This is a genomic window from Nonomuraea sp. NPDC050783 (genome assembly GCF_040802095.1).
In the GTDB taxonomy this organism is placed as follows: domain Bacteria; phylum Actinomycetota; class Actinomycetes; order Streptosporangiales; family Streptosporangiaceae; genus Nonomuraea.
In genome coordinates this window covers 385,534-400,310 of sequence record NZ_JBFAHK010000007.1, presented here as the reverse complement: position 1 = coordinate 400,310, position 14,777 = coordinate 385,534, and the positions used below count along the sequence as shown (strand labels likewise).

The window sequence follows — 14,777 nt, the reverse complement described above, 5'->3', positions numbered from 1 at the left end:
CCCCGGCGGGAACACCACCACCCCCGGCCCTCCTCAGCCGAACGCGCCGCCCAACCGCCCTTCCAGCATGAACAACAACTCCCCCAGCAGGCCCGCCAGCTCACGCTCCCGCTCCGGCGGCAACCCGGACAACAACGCGTTCTCGTACTCCAGCTGCTCGGGCATCAGCCGCGTGATGAACGACCGCCCCCGCTCGGTGAGCGACAGGTGCGCCACCCGCCGGTCACGGTCATCGACCCGCCGCACGACCAGCCCGATCTCCTCCAGCCGCCGCACCCGCTTGGTCACCGCCGCACCCGAGGCGAACGTCTCACGCGCCAGCCGCCCCGGCGTCAGCTCACCACCCACCCGCAACAACGCGCACAGCAGGTCGTACTCGGCACGGTTGACCCCCGCCCGGCCCAGCGGGGCGTCCGTCGCCTGCTGCAACAGGGCCGCGCACCGGTTGAGCCGGCCGATGACGGCGATGGCGTCCAGATCGGCGTCGGGAAGGACCTGCCGCTACTGGCGCAGCGCGATCGCCACGGCGTCCTCCACGTGCCCCGCCCCTCCCTCGTACGGCCGACGCAACGATCGTACGCGCCCGCCGCGAACCCCCGGAACCCGGCGACCCGCCCCTCAGGCGACCCGCCCACCCCGCGCCGCCCGCCCGGCCTCGACCCGCCCGATCCCGGCCCGCTCAACCTCGGCCCGCCCGGCCACCTCGGCCAGGCGACGGTGGCCGGCCCGCTCGGCGGCGGCGATACGCTCCCGAGGCAACACGACGCCCCGCCACTCCCCCGCCACCACATCGACCACCTCACGCAACTCCACCAGCGCCCCACGCAACCGGCCCACAGCCGGAACCGGCTCGGCCACCAGCAGCTCCAGCCGCTCCAGACTCCGGTGAACGCACCCGGCAGCCCGCCGATCCAGCAACACCACGCACGCCGCCAGCCCGGCCACCGCCCCCAGGCAGGTGTCCAGCCAGCGATCGGCCACCAGCACCGACACCGGCCGCGCCCCCGCGAACTCCGTCATCAAGATCGCCATCGGCGTCACGAACACATTGCCCAGCCAGTAGTTACGCGTGATCACCGCCTCCGTCACGAACTGCAACCCCAACACCGCCACCACCAGCACCACCGGCCCGAGCCGCACCACCGGCGCCAGCACCGTGAACAACGCCACCCCCGCCAGGTTGCCCACTACCCGCTGCAACGCCCGGCTCACGACATCGTGGCATTGGACGCAAACACCGAAGCAGCCGTCACCACCGCCCAGTACGGGCGGCCCACCCCCAACGCCATCGACGCCCACCCCGCGACCGCCGCCCCCACCGACACCATCCCCACCACCGCACCACTACACCGGCCACCCCACCGGCCACCGCCCTCGGCAACCCGCCGGAGCACCCGCGCCCCTGCCGGCCAGAGCGCCGGCCAGAGCGCCGGCCAAGGCGCAGGCCAAGGCCACCCGCCCGTAGACCCGCCTCGGACCGCGCAACGTCCCCTTCGGCAGCGGTTCCGGCCAGCTCGCCCCGCTTGGCGGCGGTTCCGACCAAATCACCCCGCTCGACGGCGGTTCCGGTCAGCTCAGCCCGCCGACCGGCGACCCCGGCCCACTCGGCGGCGACCCCGGCCAACCCGGCCGCGCCCGTCCGCCGGTTCCGGGCCGGCGGCACCGGCACCGGGCGTCCCGCGCGCAACTCCCGAGCCCAGCCCAGCAGCACCCCGGCCTCCCCGGGGCCCCACCCGCCGCCACCTCCGCCTTCGCCGCCGGCTCTGCCCCCGCCGACCCTGCCCCCATCACTAGCCGTGTCACCGGCCGGATGCTGGGCGCTCACCGATTCGGCCCGCACCAGCAGCCGGCGCAACCCGTCGCGCCCCTCACCCTCGCCCGCGTGCAGCAACGTCTGCCATGCCGCGTTCACCGCCGCCACAGCCGCGTGCCGCGCCCGGTGCGCATCGTCCCCCTTCCCGTCGTCCCCCTTCCCGCCATCCCGCTCGTCCCGCCGGACGCTCTCCAGCCGCGCGATCGCCTCCAGCGCACGAGCCACCGCGACACGCTCCGGCCCGTCGGGCCTGACCAGTGCCGGAGCCATCCCCACGAGCCAGGCCACGACCCCGCCCACCACGCCGACACCCACGTGCAGCGGCACGTCGGCGAGCCGCTGCGGCGCGAACGCCGCGCTCGCGGCGATGAAGGTGAGCACCACGTTGCCCGGCGGCCCGATCCGGGTGGCATCGCAGGCCGCCTTGTGCACCCCGGCCAGCAACGCCGCCACCACGACCCGGACGGCGACCGAGCCGGTGAGCGCGGCGGTGGTCAGCGCGACCGCCGTACCGGCCAGCATCCCCGCCACCACCCATGCCAGCACCCTGGCGCGGGCCGCGTACGGCAGGGCGTGACCGTACAGGGCGCACATGGCGCCGGCGGCGCCGTACAGCACCAGATCGAGCCGCCCGGCCACCAGCAGCGACCCGAGCACGAAGGCCATCGCGGCGACCGAGCTCAGCGCCGCCTTGTACCAGATGTCCCCGGGCGGCCCCAGACGCAGCGCGGCCCGGGCGAGCAGATCGACCGGGGTCCCCGAGTCGGCCTCAGACGGCGAGGCGAGGTACGCCTCCAGGCGGCGGCGCCACTCCCGAACGAGTCAGCCGGGCCTACACCGAGTCCAACTACCGCCGCCTCGTCCCCTGAAAACCGGATGTCACCCCAACCGCGTCTTCCTACCCACCCGTGACCAGCTCACGTAAGCCGCCGCCAGCCACTTCCCGTCGGTGTTGGTGTTTTGTTTAATTTTTCATTTTTGTACTAATCCGACTCCCTTTACAATGTAGATTCATAGCGCGGGCCGGGAGAGCGCGTTCCAGCCGTACTCCAGAAGGTCGAAGGCCCGGATGACGGCCTCGCGCGGATCGGCGTGGCTGTAGGCCGCACGGGGGGCCTCAAGGGCGAAGTGGGCCAGAGCTGTGCAGAGGGGGTCGTCCGCGGCGAGGCCGCTCTCCTCCGCGATGGCCCGGGCGAGCGCGGTGGTGTGGCGCAGCCACATCTTCTGGGCGTAGTCGCGCAGGGCGGGCGTACGGGCCACCAGTTCGGTGAAGACGGCGAGGGTAGTGTCGCCGTCCGTGGCGGCCATCCGCCGGGTGGTCAGGGCGTGCTCACGCAGCGCGGCGGGGATGGACTGACCCTCGGGCCGCTCGCGGACGGCGGCGAGCAGTCGGCTCTCCTGGTCGGACTCCTCGTCGAAGACGAGGGCCTCCTTGACCGGGAAGTGCTTGAACAGCGTGGTGGTGGACACGTCGGCCGCGTCCGCGATCTCGCGGATGCCGACCTCGTCGTATCCGCGCTCCAGGAACAGGCGTAGCGCGGCGTCGGCGATGGCCTGGCGGGTGGCGGCCTTCTTGCGCTCGCGGCGCCCCATGGGCGCGGAAGTGGAAATGGAATCCGTCGTGGTGCCGGTCGTGGGTCGGGGCATGGTGGCACTCTACCTCTTCGGTTGACTCGATTCAAAAGTTGAGCTGTTGCACTTATTGAACCGTTGTGCTTTTCTGGAGCGGCGTTGACGTACACAACAGAACGAAACGGAGCGCCACCATGAGCGCCACACCCCGCATCGCCATCATCGGAGCCGGCCCCGGCGGTCTGACCTGCGCCCGCATCCTCCAGAGGCACGGCATCACCGCCGCCGTCTACGACCGTGACGCCGGCCCCGCCGCCCGCGACCAGGGCGGCACCCTCGACCTGCACGCCGACAACGGCCAGATCGCCCTGCGCGAGGCCGGCCTCCTGGAGCGGTTCCTGGAGCTGTGCCGGCCCGAGGGCCAGGAGATGCGCCAGCTGGACCCGGCCGGCACGATCCTCTTCCACCACGTCCCCGATCAGGACGAGCGGTTCAAACCGGAGATCGACCGCGGCCTGCTGCGTGACCTGCTGCTCGACTCCCTCCAGCCCGGCACCGTGCGCTGGGGCCACGCTCTGGAGACCGTCGGCGGCCCCGCCGAAGGCCCCCGGCGGCTGCGCTTCACGAACGGCACCACCGCCGAGGCCGACCTCGTCATCGGCGCCGACGGCGCCTGGTCGAAGGTCCGCCGCGCCCTCTCCCCCGCCACCCCCCGCTACACCGGCGTGAGCTTCCTGGAAGCCTGGTTCCACGACGTCACCGCCCGGCACCCCGACCTCGCCGAGCTCGTCGGCCAGGGCAGCGCCGCCGCGGCCGACGGCGAGCGCGGCCTGTTCGCCCAGCGCAACGGCGGCGACCACATCCGGGTCTACATCATCCAGCGCGTCCCGGCCGACTGGATCGCCGCCGGCGGCCTCACCCCGCAGGCCACCGACGGCATCCGCTCCCTCCTCCTGGAGCGCTACCGCGACTGGTCGCTCCGCCTGCGCCGGCTGATCACCGACAACGACGGCCCCTACGTCGACCGCCCGATCTTCGCCCTGCCCGTCCCCCACACCTGGGAGCACAACCCCGCGGTCACCCTGCTCGGCGACGCCGCCCACCTCATGCCCCCGCTCGGCGTCGGCGTCAACCTCGCCATGCTGGACGCCTGCGAGCTCGCCCTCGCCATCGCCCGCCACGACAGCCTCGGCGAGGCCGTCCACGCCTACGAGCAGACCATGCTCCCCCGCTCCACGGAGATGGCCCGGCTCCTCGACGGTGCCGCCGACGGGCTGCTGTCCACCGAGCTGCCTGACTTCGCCACTGCAGGCGACCGCTGATCCCGGCCAGCACGACCTGGAAAGGCCACGCCTGTAGGGGGCTGGACGCATGGACTCGCCGTACCGTTTTCCGGCCGATCCGGCGTCACGCGGGGTCCCGCGAACGCCGACGGCCGGGCCATGGATCAAGAAGGAGCATCATGGGACAGCTGCGGGAGGCGCGGGCCGGCGCCGCCACCTCGCTCACCGAGCTGCGCGAGCTGGTCAGGGGCATCAGCACCGTCGAGCTCAGCAGCCCCACGGGCGACCCTCGTCGCCCGCCAGGAGGTGCCCGGCCTGCCGGTCCTGATCCTGTCCCAGCACGTCGAGCAGCTCTACGCCCGCGAGCTCCTGGCCGACGGCGCCGGCGGCGTCGGCTACTTCCTCAAGGAGAGCGTGTTCGACGCCGACCAGTTCGTCGACTCCCTGGAACGCGTCGCCGGCGGCGGGACCGCCATGGACCCGGCCGTCATCGCCAAGCTGCTGACCAGCGGCTCCGCCAACCGGCGGCTCGACCGGCTCACCGAGCGCGAGCACACCGTGCTCGGCCTCATGGCCCTTGGTGAGAAGATCGGGGGTGCTCCGAACAGCTAAGGCAGTACTCGCGATAGTGCCGGAACCGCTGCGCGTGCTCGCGCTGAAGCACCGTGAGCCGTTGAAGTTCGCGGTGGTGGGCGGAACGGCGTTCCTGGTGGACAACACGGTGTTCTACGGGCTGAAGCTGACCTTCCTGGAGCCGAAACCGGTGACCGCGAAGATCATCGCGGTTCTCGTGGCGACCATCGTGTCCTACGTGCTCAACCGCGAATGGTCGTTCCGGACCAGGGGCGGGCGCGAGCGCCGGCACGAGGCGGCGCTGTTCTTCCTGGTCAGCGGCGTCGGCCTGGTGCTCAGCTCCGCGCCGCTGTGGATCTCCCGGTACGTGTTCCACCTGCGGGCCCCGGAGGTGAGCCTGGTGACGCAGGAGCTCGCCGACTTCACGAGCGCGCAGGTCATCGGCACGCTGGTCGCCATGGTCCTCCGCTTCTGGGCGCTGCGGAAGTGGGTCTTCCCCGACGAGAGGACTCGGCCCGGCGGCGTGCGGCCGGCTCCCGCTCCCGCCGCCACGGATGAGCCGGCTTGACGGCAGCGGGTCCAGGAGCCGTTCCCGGCGGGACGTCGAAGGCCCGCCGCTCACAGCGCGGTGCCGGTCTCCTCGGCCAGCGCCCGCAGGAGGCGGTCCTGGAACGCCTCGTCGTGGACGGCGCGGTGGGGCTGCTGCAACCGGCGGTGGTACCAGTAGCCGCCGCTGGTCAGGGCCTGGGGGTCGTCGCTGGTGGCGAGCCATTCCTGCGTCCGGTGGCCGAGTTCGAGGTCGTCCGGCGCGTTCGGGCCGCCCATCTTCGTGGGCACCCAGCCCGGATCGACGGCGTTGCTCAGCACGCCGGGCCGCAGCCGGGCCACGGCGGCGGCGAGCGTGGTGACGAACAGCTTGCTGTCGGCGTAGGAGCCGGCGCTCCGGCCCCGCCAGTCCACCCCGGCCAATGAGGGGCGGCCGTCGTAGTGCGAGCCGCTGCTCAGGTACACCAGCCGGCGCGGCCCGGGCAGCAGGGCCGTGAGCAGATAGGGGGCGATGATGTTGACCGGCATGACCGCCCGCCCGTTCCACACGCCGGCGTTGTGGATGACCGCGTCCAGCGGCTCGGCCTCGTTCAGCCGCGCGGCGATGTCCCGTACGGCCCCGCGGTCGGTGAGGTCGCCGACCACGATGTGCGCCCCGCGCTTGACCAGCGTGTCCAGGGCCGTGGCGCGCTCCTGGTCGCGGGCGTGCACCACCACGTCGTGGCCCTCGGACAGCAGCGTGTCCGCCGCGGCGCGTCCCAGGCCGTCCGCGGAGCCGGTCACCAGGATGCGGCTCACGAGCGCCCCGCCCTTCGCGGGCACGCGGCCCGGCCGGATCCGGCGGGCGCGACAAGCGCGGCAGGTGCGGCGACCGCGGCGGGCATGGCGGGCATGGCGAGTACGGCGGGCATGGCGGGTACGGCGGTGGCCTGTCGTTCGGCGAATCTCATGGTCTCTCTCAGTCGTGCGGATCTCTCCTGCCCCTTCTGCCCCTTCTGGAAGGCGCGGACACCTCAGAGCGGCCGGGGCGGGAAGGGGACGCGAACAGCACGGTAATGGACAATCCGCCCTCGGAGCGGGCGCTGGTGGTGAGGGTGGCGCCGTGGGCCCGCGCGACGGCGCTGACGATGGCGAGGCCGAGACCGTAGCCGTCGCCGTGCCTGTGGCCGTCACCGTGCCTCTGGCCGTCGCCGTCGCCGTGGCGGTCGGGTGGCAGTTTCTGGAACGGCCGGAAGAGGCGCTGGAGCTGGTCCTCCGGGACGGCGGGGCCGCTGTTGACGACCGTGAGGGCCGCCCGGGCGCCGGAGACCCCCGTGGTGACCCGGACGTGCCCGCCCGCGTGGTTGTGGCGGATGGCGTTGTCGACGAGGTTGGCGACGAGACTTTCCACCAGCCCCGGGTCCCCTGCCGTCACGGCGGGCGCCAGGTGCCCGGCGAGGGCGATGCCGGCCTCGGCGGCCGGCTCGCGGCGGGAGGCGAGCACTCCTTCGGCGACGTGGGCGAGGTCGAGGGTGTCCCAGCGGGCTGCGCCGCGCTCGCCGGTGGCCAGGGCGAGCAGCGCGTGCACGAGCCGTTCCTGGTGCCCGCCGAGGGCGAGGGCCTCCTGGCAGGCCGAGCGCAGGGTGGCGGCGTCGGCGTCGGGGTCGGCGAGGGTGACCTCAAGGAGGGTACGCAGGCCGGCGAGAGGGGTGCGCAGCTCGTGGGAGGCGTTGGCGACGAAGTGGCGCTGGGCGTCGAAGGAGGCTTGCAGGCGGGCGAACAGGCCGTCGAGGGTGTGGCCGAGCTCGGTCAGCTCGTCCGTGGGGTCGCCGAGGTCCAGGCGCCGGTGGAGGTTGCCGGCGGAGATCAGCCTGGCGGTGGCGGTGATGGCGCGCAGCGGCCGCAGGAACCGGCCGGCGACGTACCAGCCGGAGGCCAGGGCGACGGGGACCAGCACGGCCAGGGCGACGGCGGACCCCACCAGGAGCTGGGGCAGGCCGATCCCGGGCCCGGCTCCGGCGGCGGCCGGGCCCGCCGGACGGTGACCCGCGGGCACGGTCGCGTCGATGCCGGCGAGCGGGACGTCGACCATGACCAGCACCAGGACCCCGGCGGCGTAGATCCCCGCCGCGTAGGCGAGCGCGAGCCGAGCCCGCAGCGACCTCCCGGCCGGCCCGCGGACGGTGCGGACGGTCACGACGGCCTGACGCGGTAGCCGCCCTCGCGGACGGTCTCGATCACCGGCGGGTCGCCGAGCTTGGCCCGCAACCGGTGCACGGCGTGCTTGACCGCGCTGCTGAACGGGTCGGCGGCCTCGTCCCAGGCGCGTTCGAGCAGCTCCTCGGCCGAGAGGACCACGCCGGGCACGGCGAGCAGGCACGCGAGCAGGGCGAACTCCCTGGGGCTCAGTTCGAGCCGCCGGCCGGCCCGGACGGCGACCCGGCGGGCCGGGTCGAGGGTGATGTCCCCGCACGTCAGGGTCGGCGGCAGCGGCGGGGTGGCGCGGCGGGCCAGCGCGCGGACGCGGGCGACCAGCTCGGCGAACGCGAACGGCTTGGGCAGGTAGTCGTCGGCGCCGAGGCTGAGCCCGTCCACGCGGTCCTCGATCGTGCCGGAGGCGGTGAGCATCAGCACGCGGGTCTCGCAGCGGTCGTGGGCGAGCCGCCGGCAGATCTCGTCCCCGTGGACGCCGGGCAGGTCGCGGTCGAGGATCACCACGTCGTAGCGGGTGACGGCCAGGCGGTCGAGGGCGGCGGTGCCGTCCAGGACGACGTCGACCGCCATGCCCTCGCGGCGCAGCCCGGTGCCGAGGGAGCGGGCGAGGACCTCGAAGTCCTCCACGACGAGGACCCTCACCGCCGCTCACCGCCGCTCGCCGGGCGGGTGGGACGGCCGGACCGGCCGCCGGGTCGGGGTGGCATGGACCCACGATGCCAGATCCCCGGTCGCAGCCCGGTCGCAGCCGAGTCGCGGTCGCCGCGACCCGGCTGGAACCGGTGGCCGCGTACAACCCTCGGCATGAGTTCATTCACCGATCACCGATTCGGCCGGCGGGCCGGGCAGGACGGTTTCCGCCGGGCGCTGCGGGCGGAGTGGGCCGCGTTCCGCGCCGCGCGCTCCCAGGTGCTCGCCGTGGCGGCCTCCGTCCTGGTCACCGTGTCGCTCGGGCTGCTGATCGCCGGGGGTGTCCGCAGCACCTGCGTGACCGGGAAAGGGGAGGGCGCCTGTCCCGCGCCCCTGGTGGGGCCGGACGGCACGGCGGTCCGGGACAAGTACTACTTCGTGCACCGGCCGCTCAAGGGGAACGGCGACATCACCGCCCGCGTGACGGACATGACCGGGCAGATCCGGCGGCCGGATGTCGTGCCCGGGGTCCGCAACGTCGAGCAGGGCGTGGTGCCGTGGGCGAAGGCCGGGCTCCTCATCAGGCAGAGCCTCCGGCGGGGCACCCCGTACGCCGCCGTCATGCTCACCGGCGCCCACGGCGTGCGCATGCAGCACGACTACGTCCACGACGTGCCCGGCGGCCCGCACAACGGCCCGCAGTGGCTGCGGCTGGCCAGGGCGGGTGACGTCGTCACCGGCTACGAGTCGGACGACGGCAGGGCGTGGGCCGAGATCGGCAGAGTCCGGCTGGCCGGGCTGCCGGAGAGCGTCGAGGTCGGGCTGTTCGCCACCTCGCCGGGTGTCCTGTGGGGCACGGCGAAGGCGTTCTCGCAGGTCACCGCCACCTTCGACCAGATCGCGCTGCGGGGCGCGCACGGCCCCTGGCGCCACGACGACGTCGGCGTCGGGATGAAGTCCGACGGCACGACCCCGCACCATCCGGGCGGGGCCGTCGAGTCCGGCGGCACACTCGTCGTGACCGGGAACGGTGACATCGGGCCCGTCACGGTGGAGGGCGGCATGCGCGCCGACCTGCTGCTGGTGGGCGGGGCCGTGGGGCTGATCCCGCTGCTCGTGGCGGCGGCCGCGTCCGTGACGGCGAAGCCCCGGCGCGCGCCGTCCGGCCCGGCGGCGGGCCCGACGGCCAGCCTGGCGAGCGGCCCGACGGCCAACCAGGCGAGCGGCCCGACGGCCAACCAGGCGAGCGGCCCGGCGAGCGGCCCGGCAGGCAGGTCCAGCCCGGCAGGCAGGTGCAGCCCGGCGGGCGGGTCCACTACGGCGGGCGGGTCCGGTACGGCAAGGGTGCTGCTGGCCAAGGCGGTCGTGGTCGGCGTGGCCTCGTTCGTGGCGGGGCTGGTGGCCTCGGGGGTCGTGGTCCCCGCCGGGCTGGCGCTGCTGCGCGCGCACCGCAACCCGGTCCAGCCGATCACCCTGGGGACCGAGCTGCGGGTGGTCGTCGGTTACGCGGCGCTGAGCGCGGCCGCCGCCGTGCTGGCGCTGGGCCTCGCCGCGCTGGTCAGGCGGGTTGCCGCGGCCACCGCGCTGGCCACCGCGCTGGCCACCGTGCTGGCCGTCGCGCTGGTCGTCGTGCCCCACCTGCTGGCGATCGGGGGCCTGATGCCGTGGCTGTCGGCGATCACTCCCGCCGCCGGGTTCGCGATCACGCAGAGCATCCCCGCGTTCGCGCACGTGGACGTCGATCCGTCACCGATCACGGGCTACTACCCGCTCGCGCCGTGGGCGGGCCTCGCCGTGACCTGCGGGTACGCCGCCGTCGCGCTCGGAGCGGCGATCGCCGTGTCACGCTCGGCGCGGCGGGCGGGGTGATGGTGTGAGGGCGGGCCCGTCAGGCGTCCAGGGCGGCGACGAGCCTGCGGGTGGCGTCGATCACCGCCTGGCGGCGGCGGGCCAGGGCGGCCTGCTCGGTCTCCTCGTCCAGGACGAGGCGGCACATCCCGGGCACCGCGAAGTTCCAGGCGATGAGTCCCATGACGGTGAACAGCAGGTCCTGGACGGCACGGACGCGCGCGTCCTCGGGGAGGCGGCAGGCCACTCCCCCGTCCACGAGGTGGCAGACCTTCTCGCGGAAGCCGGCGCGGCGCTCGCGCTCCTCCTCGCTGGAGGCGCCGGACCCCTCGGGCTCGCCGGGCGCCTCCAGCGCCTCCCACAGCAGCAGCCGGACCAGCTCCGGATGCTGCTGGTACCAGTCGAAGAGCTGCCCGACCGACTCGCCCACCGCGTCCGGATCGAGGGAGACGGACAGGCGGACCTCCTCCAGCTTCGCCCGCAGGACGGCGGCGAACAGCTTCTCCTTGCTCCCGTAGTACAGGTAGATGGCCTGCTTGTTGGCCTTGGCGGCGGTCGCGATCCGATCGACCCTGGCCCCCGCCAGGCCGTGCTCGGCGAACTCGGCGGCGGCGGCGTCGAAGATCCGCCGCCTGGTGTCCTCCGCGTCGTAGACCATGACCGAATTAAACCATCCGGTTGACTCCCGTATGCGCAGGGTGCAGGATCGGAGAGCCCTAAAACAACCAGATGGTTTATTTCGGAGAAGGGTCACCCATGACCACTGTCGCTCCCGCCCCCGTTCCCGTCCGCTCGCCGCTGCCGGGCGGGCTCTCCGGCACGACCGCCGTCCTGATCGGGGGAAGCTCGGGCATCGGGCTGGCGGCCGGCGTCCTGCTGCGCTCGGTCGGCGCCCGCGTCGTGCTGGTCGGCCGCGACCCCGACCGCCTGGAGGCCGCCGTCGCCCGGGTACGGGCCGCCGGCCCGGCCGCGGACGGCGGCGGCACGGCATCCGGTGGCACGGCATCCGGTGGCATGGCACCCGACGGCACGGCATCCGGCGGCACCGACGGCGGCACCGGCGGCGACGCGGTGATCGGTGTGCCCGGCGACGCCGGGGACGAGCAGGCCCTCGCCGCGGCCTTCGACCGGGCCGGGCACGTCGACCACGTGCTCGTCACCGCCGGCGGCGTCACCGGCATCGGCCCCCTGACCGGGCTGTCGGCCGACGACATCCGCGCGGCCGCCGAGTCCCGCCTCCTGGCGTCCTTCGCCATCGCCCGCGCGGCGGCCACCCGGCTTCCGGCGGGCGGCTCACTCACGTTCAGCTCGGGGATCCTCGTGGTCCGGCCGGCGCCCGGCATGTCCGCACCGCTGTCGGTCGCCGGCGCCGTGGAGACCCTCACCAAGGCGCTCGCCGTGGAGCTCGCCCCGGCCCGGCAGCGCGTGAACGCCGTCCGCTTCGGCCGGATCGACACTCCGCTCCTGCGCTCGCGGCCGGGACTGGACTCCGACGAGGCGATCGCCGCCGCCGGATCGGCCGCTCCCCTGGGCCGCTACGGCACCGCCGAGGAGGCCGCCGCGGCCGCCCTGTTCCTCATGGCCAACAACTACGTCACCGGCCAGGTCATCACCGTCGACGGCGGCGAGTCCCTCACCTGAGCGCCGCGGGTCCGCGCCGGCCGCCGCAAGCCCGCGCCCGTTCCGAGCGGCGCGAGCGTTCCCGCGTATCGCATCCGCCGAGCTCAGGGCGGGTATATCGTCACCTCCAACACGTCGGCAACCGGACGGGGCGGGGCGGGACGGGGATGGGCGAGGCGCGGGCGCGGCTGGCGCGCGAGCTGCGGTGGCTGTACCAGGCGGCCGGACGGCCGTCGTGCCCGCGGCTGACGGACCTGGCGCGGCGGCAGCGGCCTCCGGTCCGGCTGACGCTCGCCACGCTGTCGGCCTGGTTGTCCGGCACGGCGGTGCCCGGCGACCCGGCGGCGTTCCGGTTCCTGGTGCAGGTGCTGGAGGACCGGGTGTGGCAACGCGGGCCGGTGGTGCCGTACTGGCCGCTCGGCTGGCGGGAGTGGGAGCGGATGCGGCAGGCCGCCACCGCCGAGCGCGGCGCGCCAGGCCCGCCCGGCCCGCGGCCCCGCTGGGCCGGGCCACGCTGGCGGCGGCTCGGCGGGGCCGTCGTGGCGGTCGCCGCTGCTGTCACCTCCACCGCCGTCCTCGGCCACGTGCCGCGCGCGGCCGGCGGCCCGCCGGTGATCGCCTTCGCCGACGGCCTGGTCGTCGCCGCCGACCGGCTGCCCGGGGCCGTCCCCTGGTACGTCGCCCGGCGCGTCTCCGGCCCCGCCGCCTGCCCATCGTCGTGGATCTGCTTCTACCAGTACGACGACTTCAACCGCCGCTCCCCGGGCTGGATGATCCTCGCCCACGAGCCCAGGACCGGCGGCGACTGCTACGACTTCGCGCCGCCGTACGACAAGGCGATGAGCTCCTGGATCAACAACACGCCGTTCGCCGCCGCCTGGCACCCCGCCCACCATGACCACGGCCCGCCGTACCGCATGAGCCCCCACGCCCGCGCCGCCCACCTCGGCGGGGCCGCGCGCACCGCCTCCTCCTTCCGCATGGACGCCGCTCGCCCCGGACGGCTGCCGGACGGGCGCTACCTGGACGGAGGAACCGGCGTGGACGGCCCTCCGCCCGCGGCGCGCACCCACTCGACGTAGTCCGGGCCCGCCGGGCGGCGACCCCGCCGTCCGGCGCCCGTCACGCCCGTCAGCCGGTCTGCTCCGCGAGCCGGAACCGGTCCACCTTGCCGGTCTGGTTACGCGGCACCGACGCCACGAACACCACCTCGCGCGGCACCTTGAACCCGGCCAGCTCGCTCCTGACCGCCTTCTTCAGCTCCTCCGCCGACGGGCGCGCGCCCTCCTCCGCGACGACGTACGCGGCCAGCCGCTGGCCGTACTCCTCGTCCGGCACGCCCAGCACCGCCACGTCGGCCACGCCCGGCTGGCGGGCCAGCACCTGCTCGACCTCCTGCGGGAAGACGTTCTCGCCGCCGGAGACGATCATGTCGTCGTCGCGGCCGTCGATGAACAGCAGCCCGTCCGGGTCGCGGTGGCCCAGGTCGCCGGTGGGCAGCAGGCCGTCGGCCGCGCCGGTGAAGGTCAGCCCGCCGGCCACCAGCACCCGGCCCACCTCGCCGGGCGGCTGCTCGGCGCCGTCCGGGCCCGTCACGCGCACGGTCGCGCCCCGCGGCGGGCGGCCCACCGTGCCCGGCGCGAGGCGCAGCTCGGCGGGCGTGGCCAGCGCCGCCCAGCCGGCCTCCGTCGAGCCGTAGAGGTTGTACAGGACGTTGCCGTAGGCGTCCATGAACGCGGTGGACAGGTCCGGCGGCAGCGCCGACCCGCCCGAGACCACCACGCGCAGGGCCGGCAGCCGCCGGACCGGGCGCGCCAGCAGCCGCCGCAACATGACCGGCACCGCCACCAGCGCGGCGGCCCGCTCGACGGCCAGCGCGTCCAGCACGGCGTCGGCGTCGAACCGGCGCACCAGCACCACCGGGCAGCCCAGCACCAGCGCGGCGGCGTACCAGAGCAGCCCCAGGCCGTGGAAGAGCGGCGGCGCGATGAGCACCGGCTCGCCGCCGCGCAGCGGGACCGTCGTCAGCATCGACACGAACGGCTCGGCCAGCGCGGCCAGCGACAACCGCCGCGGGGCGCCCTTCGGCGCGCCCGTCGTCCCGGAGGTCAGCAGCACCAGCCGCCCGGGCCGGCGCGGCGGCGGAGGCGCCGCCGACGCGCTCCCCACCCGGGCGAGGCCGTCGAGATCCGTCAGGCACGGGCCGTCGAAGTCCACCGGCGGCAGGTCCGGCGCCGCGATCAGCACGTCCACGCCCTCGCGCACCAGCACCTCGCGCAGCCGCGGCCCGGCCAGCCCCGTGTTGAGCAGCAGCAGGTCGGCCCCCAGCCGGGACACCGCCGCGACCGCCAGCGGGAACCCGCGGTCGTTGGGCCACATGACCGCCACCGTCCGCTCCGGCCCCACGTCGTAGCGGTGGCGCAGCGCCGCGGCCAGCGCGGCCGCCCGCGCGTCCAGCTCGGCGAAGGTCAGCGAGCCCGCCTCGTCCACCACCGCCGTACGATCCGGCCAGCGCGCCGCCGCGATCGCCACCCCCGCCGCCGGCGTGACGTGGAAGTGCCGGTACGCCTCCACCACGCGCGCCAGCGCGGCGGGCGGCACCGGCGCCAGCAACCCGTTGCGGGTCAGTGTGACCACCGCCTCGGCCCCGAAGCCGCCCAGCTCGACCAGCTTTCCGATCATCAGCGCACCGCAGCCCT

15 protein-coding genes are annotated in these 14,777 nt (G+C 74.8%); 6 read left to right on the top strand and 9 right to left on the bottom strand.

What is annotated here, in order from left to right; translation table 11 throughout:
- Positions 1-33: 33 nt before the first annotated feature.
- From AB0H75_RS22190 to AB0H75_RS22175, 4 genes are all read right to left on the bottom strand, one after another.
- Positions 34-429 (bottom strand): MarR family winged helix-turn-helix transcriptional regulator, encoded by a 396-nt coding sequence (locus AB0H75_RS22190; RefSeq protein WP_367798937.1) that lies wholly within the window; start codon positions 427-429, stop codon positions 34-36.
- 189 nt (positions 430-618) lie between these two features.
- Positions 619-1,212: an FUSC family protein gene (locus AB0H75_RS22185; protein WP_367798935.1), complete on the bottom strand. Its 594-nt coding sequence runs from the start codon at positions 1,210-1,212 to the stop codon at positions 619-621.
- Between the two features lie 37 nt (positions 1,213-1,249).
- Positions 1,250-2,479 (bottom strand): hypothetical protein, encoded by a 1,230-nt coding sequence (locus AB0H75_RS22180; RefSeq protein ID WP_367798933.1) that lies wholly within the window; start codon positions 2,477-2,479, stop codon positions 1,250-1,252.
- 345 nt (positions 2,480-2,824) lie between these two features.
- On the bottom strand, positions 2,825-3,460 hold the full coding sequence (locus AB0H75_RS22175) for a TetR/AcrR family transcriptional regulator (protein WP_367798931.1): 636 nt from the start codon (positions 3,458-3,460) through the stop codon (positions 2,825-2,827).
- 119 nt (positions 3,461-3,579) lie between these two features.
- Between AB0H75_RS22175 and AB0H75_RS22170 the strand changes: the two genes are divergently transcribed.
- The 3 genes from AB0H75_RS22170 to AB0H75_RS22160 all read left to right on the top strand — a co-directional run bounded on the left by AB0H75_RS22170 (position 3,580) and on the right by AB0H75_RS22160 (position 5,809).
- The gene (locus AB0H75_RS22170; protein WP_367798929.1) at positions 3,580-4,707 is read left to right on the top strand and encodes an FAD-dependent oxidoreductase; all 1,128 of its coding nucleotides are present in this window, start codon (positions 3,580-3,582) and stop codon (positions 4,705-4,707) included.
- A 267-nt stretch (positions 4,708-4,974) separates the two neighbouring features.
- Positions 4,975-5,280, top strand: a complete 306-nt coding sequence (locus AB0H75_RS22165) for a hypothetical protein (RefSeq protein ID WP_367798927.1) — start codon at positions 4,975-4,977, stop codon at positions 5,278-5,280.
- Positions 5,281-5,296: 16 nt separating this feature from the next.
- Positions 5,297-5,809, top strand: coding sequence for a GtrA family protein (locus AB0H75_RS22160; RefSeq protein WP_367798925.1), 513 nt, complete (start codon positions 5,297-5,299; stop codon positions 5,807-5,809).
- A 50-nt stretch (positions 5,810-5,859) separates the two neighbouring features.
- Here AB0H75_RS22160 and AB0H75_RS22155 read toward each other — a convergent pair whose 3' ends face one another.
- The 3 genes from AB0H75_RS22155 to AB0H75_RS22145 form a co-directional block, all read right to left on the bottom strand.
- Positions 5,860-6,585 (bottom strand): SDR family NAD(P)-dependent oxidoreductase, encoded by a 726-nt coding sequence (locus AB0H75_RS22155; protein ID WP_367798923.1) that lies wholly within the window; start codon positions 6,583-6,585, stop codon positions 5,860-5,862.
- A 160-nt stretch (positions 6,586-6,745) separates the two neighbouring features.
- Positions 6,746-7,963 (bottom strand): sensor histidine kinase, encoded by a 1,218-nt coding sequence (locus tag AB0H75_RS22150; protein WP_367798921.1) that lies wholly within the window; start codon positions 7,961-7,963, stop codon positions 6,746-6,748.
- The gene (locus AB0H75_RS22145) at positions 7,960-8,622 is read right to left on the bottom strand and encodes a response regulator transcription factor (protein WP_367798919.1); all 663 of its coding nucleotides are present in this window, start codon (positions 8,620-8,622) and stop codon (positions 7,960-7,962) included. The genes AB0H75_RS22150 and AB0H75_RS22145 overlap by 4 nt, the downstream gene beginning before the upstream one ends.
- A 162-nt stretch (positions 8,623-8,784) precedes the next feature.
- Between AB0H75_RS22145 and AB0H75_RS22140 the strand changes: the two genes are divergently transcribed.
- The gene (locus AB0H75_RS22140; protein WP_367798918.1) at positions 8,785-10,479 is read left to right on the top strand and encodes a hypothetical protein; all 1,695 of its coding nucleotides are present in this window, start codon (positions 8,785-8,787) and stop codon (positions 10,477-10,479) included.
- Between the two features lie 19 nt (positions 10,480-10,498).
- Here the strand turns inward: AB0H75_RS22140 and AB0H75_RS22135 are convergent, their stop codons facing one another.
- Positions 10,499-11,116, bottom strand: a complete 618-nt coding sequence (locus AB0H75_RS22135; protein WP_367798916.1) for a TetR family transcriptional regulator — start codon at positions 11,114-11,116, stop codon at positions 10,499-10,501.
- Between the two features lie 98 nt (positions 11,117-11,214).
- Here AB0H75_RS22135 and AB0H75_RS22130 point away from each other — a divergent pair, with 98 nt between their 5' ends.
- The gene (locus tag AB0H75_RS22130; RefSeq protein ID WP_367798914.1) at positions 11,215-12,099 is read left to right on the top strand and encodes an SDR family oxidoreductase; all 885 of its coding nucleotides are present in this window, start codon (positions 11,215-11,217) and stop codon (positions 12,097-12,099) included.
- Between the two features lie 146 nt (positions 12,100-12,245).
- Complete coding sequence (locus tag AB0H75_RS22125; protein ID WP_367798912.1) at positions 12,246-13,160, top strand: peptidase inhibitor family I36 protein; 915 nt, start codon at positions 12,246-12,248, stop codon at positions 13,158-13,160.
- A 49-nt stretch (positions 13,161-13,209) separates the two neighbouring features.
- Here the strand turns inward: AB0H75_RS22125 and AB0H75_RS22120 are convergent, their stop codons facing one another.
- On the bottom strand, positions 13,210-14,760 hold the full coding sequence (locus AB0H75_RS22120; RefSeq protein ID WP_367798910.1) for an AMP-binding protein: 1,551 nt from the start codon (positions 14,758-14,760) through the stop codon (positions 13,210-13,212).
- Between the last annotated feature and the right edge of the window lie 17 nt (positions 14,761-14,777).

What these genes read in the sequence shown, in the direction of transcription:
- AB0H75_RS22180 (WP_367798933.1), bottom strand. Translation starts at nt 2,479, where the DNA reads ATGGCCTTCGTGCTCGGGTCGCTGCTGGTGGCCGGGCGGCTCGATCTG.
- AB0H75_RS22175 (WP_367798931.1), bottom strand. Translation starts at nt 3,460, where the DNA reads ATGCCCCGACCCACGACCGGCACCACGACGGATTCCATTTCCACTTCC.
- AB0H75_RS22170 (WP_367798929.1), top strand. Translation starts at nt 3,580, where the DNA reads ATGAGCGCCACACCCCGCATCGCCATCATCGGAGCCGGCCCCGGCGGT.
- AB0H75_RS22140 (WP_367798918.1), top strand. Translation starts at nt 8,785, where the DNA reads ATGAGTTCATTCACCGATCACCGATTCGGCCGGCGGGCCGGGCAGGAC.
- AB0H75_RS22135 (WP_367798916.1), bottom strand. Translation starts at nt 11,116, where the DNA reads ATGGTCTACGACGCGGAGGACACCAGGCGGCGGATCTTCGACGCCGCC.
- AB0H75_RS22130 (WP_367798914.1), top strand. Translation starts at nt 11,215, where the DNA reads ATGACCACTGTCGCTCCCGCCCCCGTTCCCGTCCGCTCGCCGCTGCCG.
- AB0H75_RS22125 (WP_367798912.1), top strand. Translation starts at nt 12,246, where the DNA reads ATGGGCGAGGCGCGGGCGCGGCTGGCGCGCGAGCTGCGGTGGCTGTAC.
- AB0H75_RS22120 (WP_367798910.1), bottom strand. Translation starts at nt 14,760, where the DNA reads ATGATCGGAAAGCTGGTCGAGCTGGGCGGCTTCGGGGCCGAGGCGGTG.